This is a genomic window from uncultured Sphaerotilus sp., assembly GCF_963924895.1.
GTDB lineage: Bacteria > Pseudomonadota > Gammaproteobacteria > Burkholderiales > Burkholderiaceae_C > Sphaerotilus.
In genome coordinates this window covers 1-8,836 of sequence record NZ_CAWURG010000068.1, presented here as the reverse complement: position 1 = coordinate 8,836, position 8,836 = coordinate 1, and the positions used below count along the sequence as shown (strand labels likewise).

Annotated in this window: 5 protein-coding genes; 1 reads left to right on the top strand and 4 read right to left on the bottom strand. The window is 68.7% G+C overall.

The window, feature by feature from the left end; translation table 11 throughout:
• A partial coding sequence (gene recD, locus AABN02_RS20845; protein ID WP_338416832.1) for an exodeoxyribonuclease V subunit alpha occupies nucleotides 1-1,589 on the top strand: 1,589 nt, incomplete at its 5' end.
• Between the two features lie 10 nt (nucleotides 1,590-1,599).
• Here recD and AABN02_RS20840 read toward each other — a convergent pair.
• The 4 genes from AABN02_RS20840 to AABN02_RS20825 form a co-directional block, all read right to left on the bottom strand.
• Complete coding sequence (locus tag AABN02_RS20840) at nucleotides 1,600-4,092, bottom strand: cytochrome c peroxidase (protein WP_338416831.1); 2,493 nt, start codon at nucleotides 4,090-4,092, stop codon at nucleotides 1,600-1,602.
• Between the two features lie 160 nt (nucleotides 4,093-4,252).
• A complete protein-coding gene (locus AABN02_RS20835) occupies nucleotides 4,253-7,345 on the bottom strand; it encodes an efflux RND transporter permease subunit (protein WP_338416830.1) in 3,093 nt (1,030 codons plus the stop codon).
• Entirely contained in the window at nucleotides 7,342-8,580 is a 1,239-nt protein-coding gene (locus AABN02_RS20830; RefSeq protein WP_338416829.1) for an efflux RND transporter periplasmic adaptor subunit, read from the bottom strand. Before AABN02_RS20830 ends, AABN02_RS20835 begins: the two co-directional genes overlap by 4 nt.
• A gap of 44 nt (nucleotides 8,581-8,624) precedes the next feature.
• Nucleotides 8,625-8,836: hypothetical protein (locus AABN02_RS20825; protein WP_338416828.1), on the bottom strand; the 212-nt coding region annotated here is incomplete at its 5' end.

Sequence of the window (8,836 nt, the reverse complement as noted above, 5' to 3'; positions counted from 1 at the left end):
GTCATCCCCGCGCAAGCGGGGACCCACGCCCGCAAGACCCGCTCCCCGACCCCCCCACCGTCCGCCACTGGCTCGACCAGCTCTTCGGCCCCCCTGCGCCGACCGCTGACCCCACCGCCCCCGACTGGCAGCGCATCGCCTGCGCCATGGCCCTGCGCGGCCAGCTCGCCCTCATCACCGGCGGCCCCGGCACCGGCAAGACCTACACCGTCGCCCGCTTGCTGGCGCTGCTGTTCGCGCTGCACCCGGCACCCGAGACCCTGCGCATTGCCCTGGCCGCCCCGACCGGCAAGGCGGCGGCGCGGCTGAAGCAGTCGATCGACCAGGCGCTCGGCCAGCTCGGCGCCGCGCTGCCCGGCGTGCTCGACTGGGCGCTGTTGGCCAACCGTCTGAAGGAAGCCCTGACGCTGCACCGCCTGCTCGGCGCCCGCCCCGATACCCGCGCGCTGCGCCACGACGCCCGCCACCCGCTGGATGTCGACCTGCTGGTGGTGGACGAGGCCTCGATGGTCCACCTGGAAATGATGGCCGCGCTGCTGGCGGCGCTGCCCGCGCGGGCGCGGCTGGTGTTGCTGGGCGACAAGGATCAGCTCGCTTCGGTCGAGGCCGGCGCGGTGCTCGGCGACCTGTGCGGACAGGCCGAGCGCGGCCAGTACGACGCCGACAGCGTCGCCTGGATCGCGGCCTGCACGGGGGGCGTCGTGCCGCCCGCGCTGCGCCACCGCCCGGACACGCCGCTGCCCGCGCTTGCCCAGCAGACGGTGATGCTGCGCGAGAGCCGGCGTTTCCAGGGGGCGATCGGCGAGCTGGCCAAGGCGGTCAATGCGGGCGATGTGCGGGCGGCGGACGCGGTGTTTCGCCGTCGCGACCCTGCCGTGCAGCGCCTGGCGCTGACCGAGGCGCAGGCCTTGCCCGCCGTGCTGGGGCTGGCGCTGCAGGGCCGCGCCGACGCGCCGATCGGCTACGCGCTGTATCTGAAGGAGTTGCAGCAGCGGCCAGCGCCGGGCGATGCCGCCGCCCACCAGGCCTGGGTCATACGCGTCGTGCGGGCCTTCGAGCGCGTGCGCCTGCTGTGCGCCTTGCGCGAAGGCGACTGGGGCGTGACCGGCCTGAACGCCCGCATCGAGGCCCACCTGCGCAGCCGCGGCGCCATCGCCCGCCACGGCGAGTGGTACGCCGGCCGGCCGGTGATGATCACGCGCAACGACGCCGCGCTCGGCGTCTACAACGGCGATGTGGGTGTGGCGCTGCCGGGTGTGGAGGGCGGGGCGAGCCTGCGGGTCTGGCTGCTGGAAGGGGAGGGCCAGCCGCCGCGCTCGGTGATGGCGAGCCGGCTGGCGGCGATCGAGACCGCTTTCGCGATGACGGTGCACAAGTCGCAGGGCTCGGAGTTCGAGCACGTCGCGCTGGTGCTGCCGCCGCACCTGAACCCGGTGCTGACCCGGGAGCTGGTCTACACCGGCATCACGCGCGCGAAAGCCGCGTTCACGCTGGTGGCGCCGGACCCCGCGGTGTGGGCCCAGGCGCTGCAGCGGCGAACGCGGCGGGCCAGCGGGCTGCCCGGACTGTTGCTGTCCGGGCGCCGCTGAGCGCAGCCGATCAGACCGGCGTCACGCGGAAGAGCTGGTTCGTCTTCGCGCTGGAGCAGCTCTGCTGGGTCGCCTTGTTGCCCAGCAGCAGGTCCGGCGTCAGCTCGACGCACAGGTTGCTGGAGCGGTTGCGCAGCAGCGTGTAGCCGTTGCCCAGGTCCTCCAGACGCCAGTGCTGCAGCGTCAGGCCGTTGCTGCCGCCGCTGGTGATGGTCAGACCGGCGAGCTGGATGGCCGATCCCTGCACCAGCGAGCCGTTGTGCTGCATCACCAGCCGCATGCTGCCGTCGGCTTCCGGAATGATCTGGAAGCGCTGGCTGCTCGCGGTCGTGCAGCCCTTGCCTTGCAGATCGGCCGTCAGCAGCGTCAGCAGCGAGGTGTTCGGCGCCAGGCAATTGCCGCCCGGGGTCTTGAGCTGCACGATCGGCTGGCCCGAGTGGTGCGTGTTCAGGAAGTTGCCCGGTGTGGCCGACTTGCTGTAGCCCGACGCGCCCACCGCGGGAACGGTCAGCACGCTGTCCACGGCCCGGCCGGTGCCGTCGTTGGTGACCGCGCTGGTCGAGCCGGCATGGCCGTTGGCCACCATGAGCTGCGGGTGGTCGAACGGGGCGGCGTGGAAACGCACGCGGTCGTCGGTCAACGCCTTCATGAACTCGACCAGGGCTGTCTTCTCATCGGTGCTCAGGCCCAGGTTGGTGATGTCCGCGTCCAGGTCGTTGATGTTCTGGTCGTGGAAGTTGCCGCCCCGGTTGTAGAACTCGACCACCTGGTGCAGCGTGGCGGCGCCGCCGTTGTGGAAATAGGGGCCGGTCAGCTCGATGTTGCGCAGCGTGGGCGTCTTGAACATGCCGTTGACGGCGATGCGCTCACCCGGCGAGACGGTCAGGTTCGGGTTGATGCCGATCAGCTCCTTCACCTTGGTGTTGCCGATCTGCGCCAGGGCCGAGATCGCCAGCGGATTGCCGAAGGGGTCCTTGCCACCCGCGCCGAGGTCGTCGAGCGTGGGGCGCACACCGATGTTGTAGTAACCCTCGTCGTAGACCGCCACGCCGCCGTTGCCCATGACCATGCGGACCATCGGCGTGGCGAGCATCTTGCGCACGCTGGCGTTGGTGAACTCCGCACCGCCGTGGCAGGAGGCGCACTTGCCCTTGCCGAAGAAGACGCCCATGCCCTGCTGCGCGCGGGTGGACAATGCCGACGAGTTGCCGCCCATGAAGCGATCGAACGGGGCGTCATCCGAGACCAGCGTGGCCTGGTAGAGCTGCAGTGCCAGCCCGAAGAACAGGCTGAAGTTGTGCTGCATCTGGGTGTACTGGCTGGCCGTGGGGGCCGACACCATGGTGGTCAGCACCTTGGAGCCATCCGGGTTCATCTGGATCAGCTGGTCGCTGTTCCACCATTCCGGGCGGAAGGCCTTCTTCACCATCGCGGCGTAGTTGGCTTCGCTCAGGCCGAGGCCCGAGGTGTGGCGGCGCGCGGCCAGCACGCTGTCGGTGGTGCTGACCTGCTGGCCCAGCAGCGGACGCAGGTAGAGCATTTTCTTGCCGACATCCGGGAACGAGCGGCCGTGGGCGCTCATCTCGAAGTCGCTGCCCGGCGGGCCGGAGGCCTGCGAGGCCAGGCTGGCGTTGTCGATGCGGACCTGGGTCGGCTGCATCGACCAGGTCGTGCCGCTCAGGATGTTCTTGTAGACGCGCGCGTTCGGGTCGCGCAGGCCGAAGGGGTTGACGCCATTGAAGACGTACTCGGCGCGACCGTCCCAGAAGTTGCGGAAGTTGAAGACCGCATTGATGACGGTGGGCGTGTTGCGCGGCTCGACACGGCGGGTGTTGACGCTGCCGATGCGGTAGACCGGGTCTGCCAGCAACTGGCGCTGCTCGGTGGTCGAGCCGTACCAGGTGGCGAAGGCGTCCTGCGGGTACGTGCCGTTGGTGAACGGCAGCAGGTAGGCGCCCGGCAGCAGCGTGCCGATCACGCCGAGGAACTGCTCGTTGAACACGCCCTGCGATGTGGACGCGTCGTTGATGGAGCTGAGCACCGACGAGTTGCGGTTGTTGACGTCGGACAGCTTGTGGAAAGGGAAATCGTCGAGCTTGAACTGGTAGTTCACGCCGCCGAGCTGGAAGGTGGTGTCCGGATTCGGCGAAGTCAGCGACGCCATGCGGTTCAGACCGGGCGAGAGCTGGTTCTTGCTGCGGTTGTCGGCACCGGCCTGGAAGTGGCACGAGGCGCAGGCGGTCTTGCCGTCACTGCCGACCTGCATGTCCCAGAACAGCGCCTTGCCGAGTGCGATCGCTTCGCTCTTGTTGAGCACGAACTCGCCGAGATTGGAGGGCTCGGGGCGCGGCACGCCTTTGAGCGACTGCGGCGTTGGGGCCGGCTCCACGGTGACCTGCGCCTGGGCGATGTCGCCGAGGGCGAGGATGCTGCCGAGCGCGCTGGCGCCGAGGCCAAGCTGGATCAGGCGGGTTCGCCTGGACGGTTGTTTTGTGTTGGTCAAAGGCTCTCTCCTTGAAGTAAACGATTCGTTACCAAGTGTAAATTAACGATACAAATGTATCGTCGAGAGTTAACCAGAGTGCCTCGCGGACAGCCTCCCGTGTTTGGATGGAACAACGGCCACCGAATGGGTGGCCGTTGCGGATGGGGTCATTCCGGTGTCAGACGGGCTGGTTGCCGACTTCCAGATCGACGATCGGACCGCGGCCGCTCCAGCGGTCGAGCGTCAGGTAGATCACCGGCGTGATGTAGAGCGTGACCGCCTGCGACACGATCAGCCCGCCGACCACCGCCAGACCGAGCGGCTGGCGCAGTTCGGCCCCCGCGCCCAGCCCGAGCGCGATCGGCAGCGCGCCCATCAGCGCGGCCAGCGTCGTCATCACGATCGGCCGCAGCCGCAGCAGGCCCGCCTGGCGGATGGCTTCCTGCGGCGCCATGCCCTGGTGGCGCTGCGCCTCCAGCGCGAAGTCGATCATCATGATCGCGTTCTTCTTGACGATGCCGATCAGCATCAAGAGGCCGATGGTCGCGATCACCGTCAGGTCCATGCCGAACAGCGTCAGCGTGGCCAGCGCGCCCACCGCGGCCGACGGCAGGCCGGCCAGGATGGTGAGCGGGTGGATGAAGCTCTCGTAGAGCACCCCCAGCAGCAGGTAGATCACCAGGATCGCCAGCCCGAGCAGCACGAGCTGGCCGGACTGCGAGTCCTGGAACACCGCGGCGTCACCGCCATAGGTGCCGATCAGCGTGCTCGGCATCTGCAGTTCGCGCACGTAGCCGTCTAGCTTCGCCGTCGCCGTGCCCAGCGGGACATCCGGCGCCAGGTTGAAGCTCAGCGTCACCGCCTGCAGCTGGCCCTGGTGGTTCACCGCCGTCGGGCCGATGGTGCGCTGCACGGTGGCGAACGCGCTCAGCGGCACCAGCGCGCCGGTCTTGCTGCGCAGCGAGATCTTGTTGAACGCGTCCTCGAACTGCTTGTCGGCCTCGGACGCTTCCATCAGCACCTGGTAGGTGTTGCTGGGGGCGTAGATGGTGGACACCTGCCGCTCGCCATAGGCGCTGTAGAGGGCGCTGCGCAGATCCGCCATCGACACGCCGAGCAGGGCGGCCTTGTCGCGGTCGATCTGCAGGCTGGCCTGCAGGCCGCGCTGCTGCGAGTCGCTGGTGATGTCGCGGAACAGCGGGTCATCGCGCAGCTTGCCCTGCAGCTTGCCGGCCCACTCGTTGAGCGAGTCGGCGCTCACGCTCTGCAGCGTGTACTGGTAGCGGCTCTTGCTCTGGCGGCCGCCGAGCTGCAGGTTCTGCAAGGGCCGCATGAAGACCTGCACGCCGGGGAAGCCGCGGGTCTTCTTGCGCAGGTTGTCGACCACCTGGGTCATGGGCGGGCGCTGGTCGCGCGGCTGGAGCGTGACGAACAGACGGCCGGTGTTCTGGGTCGAGCCGCCGCCGCCGCCCGTGAACGAGCTGACCGCGGAGACGGCCGGATCTTTCTGGAACACCTCCGCGATGCGGGACTGCACCTTGACCATGGCGTCGAAGGAGATGTCTTCCGAGGCTTCGATCGTCACCTGCAGTTGCCCGATGTCCTCTTCGGGAAAGAAGCCCTTGGGGATCTGCACGAACAGCACCGCGGTGGCCACGAAGGTGCCCAGCGCGAACAGCAGCACCACCCAGCGGTGCGACAGCGCCCAGTCGAGCGTGCGGCCGTAGAAGCGCAGCACGGCGTCGAAGCCGCGCTCGAACCAACGGCCGAGCCAGTTTTCCTCCTCCGGTTCGTGGTGGCGCAGGAAGCGGCTGGCCAGCATCGGCACCAGCGTCAGCGACACCACCGCCGACACCAGGATCGACAGGCCGACCACGACCGCGAACTCGTGGAACAGCAGCCCGATCACCCCCGGCATGAAGAAGATCGGGATCAGCACCGCCACCAGCGAGACCGAGATCGACAGGATGGTGAAGGCCATCTCGCGCGCGCCCTTGATGGCGGCCTCGAACGGCGCCATGCCGTCCTCGACGTGGCGGACGATGTTCTCCAGCATCACGATTGCGTCGTCGACCACCAGGCCCACCGCCAGCGTGATGCCAAGCAGCGAGACATTGTCCAGGCTGTAGCCACCCGCGTAGAGCAGCGAGAGCGCACCGATCAGCGACACCGGCAGCGACAGCGCCGGGATCACCGTGGCCGCGACCCGGCGCAGGAAGATGAAGATCACCAGCACCACCAGCACCACCGTCAGCCCGAGGGTGAGGTTGACGTCGTGCAGGGCCTCGCGGATCGAGAGCGAGCGGTCGTTGGTCGGCATCAGCCGGATGGAGGCGGGCAGCTGGGTCTCGAAGCGCGGCAGCATCGCCTTGACGCGGTCGACCACCTCGACGGTGTTGGCGTCCGGCTGGCGCTGCACGGCCAGCGTGATCGAGGGCTCGCCGTTGAAGCTGGCGAAGGTCTTGGCGGTCTCGACGCTGTCCTGCACATCGGCCACCTCGCGCAGCCGGATCGGTGCGCCGTTGCGGGTGGCGACGATCAGGTTGCCGAACTCGCGCGCGCTGGCGAGCTGGCGGTTGGCGACGATGGTGAGGGTCTGGCGCGGGCCGTCGAGCGTGCCCACCGGCGAGTTGGCGTTGGCGCCGGACAGGGCCGCTCGCAGTTCGTCGAGCGTCAGGCCACGCTGGGCCAGCGTCTCGGGCTTGACGCGGACGCGCACCGCGTAGCGCTTCTGGCCGTAGATCGACACCTGCGCCACGCCGTTGATCGTCGACAGGCTCGGTGCGATCAGGCTTTCGGCGAACTCGTTGAGGTCCGACATCGACATCGACGGCGAGGTCATGGCCAGCAGCAGCACCGGCGCATCGGCCGGGTTGACCTTGCGGTAGGACGGCGGCGAGGTCATGTCCGCCGGCAGCGTGCGCTGGGCGCGGAACAGGGCAGCCTGCACGTCGACGGCAGCGGCGTCGATGTTGCGGCTGCTCTCGAATTCGAGCGTGATCGAGCTGCGGCCGAGCGTGTTGGTCGAGCTGATCGTGGCCAGACCGGCGATGGTCGAGAACTGCTTTTCCAGCGGCAGTGCGACCGAGCTGGCCATCGTGTCCGGACTCGCGCCGGGCAGGTCAGCCGAGACCTGGATCACCGGCGTGTTGTAGCTCGGCAGCGCGGCCACCGGGATCTTGCCCAGCGCCACCAGCCCGGCGAGCACGATCGCCAGGTTCAGCAGCACCGTCATCACCGGACGGCGGATGAAGTGTTCGGTGAAACTCATCGCGAGGCCCCGCTCGCCGGGCCGGCCGCGCTGGCACCCTTGCCACCGCCCGTCGCGGCCTCCCTGACTGGCGAGCCCGGGCGCAGATTCTGCTTGCCTTCGACGACGATCTTCTCGCCGGCCGCGACGCCTTCGACCACCACCTGTTCGCCCAGCGGCTGGCGCAGCTGCACCGGCTTCATCTGCGCGTTGCCTTCGGCGTCGACCACGTAGACCGAGCGCTCGTTGCCGCGCACGATCACGGCGGCCTGCGGAATGACGATGGCATCCTGGATCGTGCGCAGCGTCAGCTTGACCGTGACGTACTGGCCCGGCCAGAACTGCCGGCCCTCGTTGACCAGCTTGCCCTTGACGCGGATGGTGCCGGTGGTGGCGTCCACGCCGCTGTCGATGAAGCTCACGTTGCCGGGCAGCGCGGCCGCGGGCTGGCCGCGCCGCTCACCGGGCAGCTGGACAGTCAGCGGTACGCCGCCATCCTTGGCGAGTTCCTTGTCGGCCTTGCGCAGCAGGCCGAGCTGCGCCTCCGGCAGCGTGAAGCTCACGCCGATCGGGTCCAGCTGCGTCAGCGTGACCAGGGCTGCACCGCCGGGCTGCACCAAGCTGCCCTTGACGACGTTGACCGCGCCGGCCCGGCCGCTCCGCGGGGCCTTGAGCACGTTGTTGCTCAGCGCGACCTCGATCGACTGCACGCCCGCCACGCTGGCCCGAACGGCCGCCAGCTGTGCATCCAGCTGGGTCTGCAGGGTGTCGACCGCATTGCGGGCGATGAAGTTCTGCTCGAACAGCTCCTTGGCCCGGGCGAGCTGGCGTTCGAGGTCGGCCTGCGTGGCCTTGTCCTTGGCGAGCTGGGCCTTGGCCTTGTCCAGATTGGCGCGGTCGGCGCGGTCATCGAGCTTGAAGAGGACGGCGCCGCGCTGGATCGCCTGGCCCTCGGTGACCGCCACCTCGGTGATGACCCCGGTGGTCTGCGGGCGGATCTCGACGCTGTCGAGTGCCACCACGCTGCCGGCCGCCTCGATCGACACCGGCACATCCCGCTGCTGCGCGAGGGCGATGCCGACGGTCTGCGGTCCACCCCGAGTGCCACCGGCTGGCGCCGAGGCACCTCCAGCGGCCGATCCAGCCGCCATCGGCGCGCTGGCGGCATCCGCGGCAGGGGATTTCTTGAGCCACCAGTACGTTCCGCCGGCTGCACCAGCAACGATCAGGAGGGTCGCGATTGTTCTTGTCTTCATGTCTCTTCCAGCCAGGGAGCGGTGCGCAAGCGGTGTGCAATCTATCACCAGAAAGCGCGAGAAGCCCCGTCCTTCAGGGCGGGGAGGTAGAGCGCAGGCTCGCGCAGCGAGCCAATGGCTTGGTGGTTGAGTTTCCTGTGGCATTGATGACTGTTTTTATATACAGTATTGATCATGTCCATTCGAGCCTTCCGCTTCCAGTTGCGCCCCAAGCCCGGCACCGCGCACGCCCTGCGCCGGTTCGCGGGCGCATGCC

What these genes read in the sequence shown, in the direction of transcription:
- AABN02_RS20835 (WP_338416830.1), bottom strand. Translation starts at nt 7,345, where the DNA reads ATGAGTTTCACCGAACACTTCATCCGCCGTCCGGTGATGACGGTGCTG.
- AABN02_RS20830 (WP_338416829.1), bottom strand. Translation starts at nt 8,580, where the DNA reads ATGAAGACAAGAACAATCGCGACCCTCCTGATCGTTGCTGGTGCAGCC.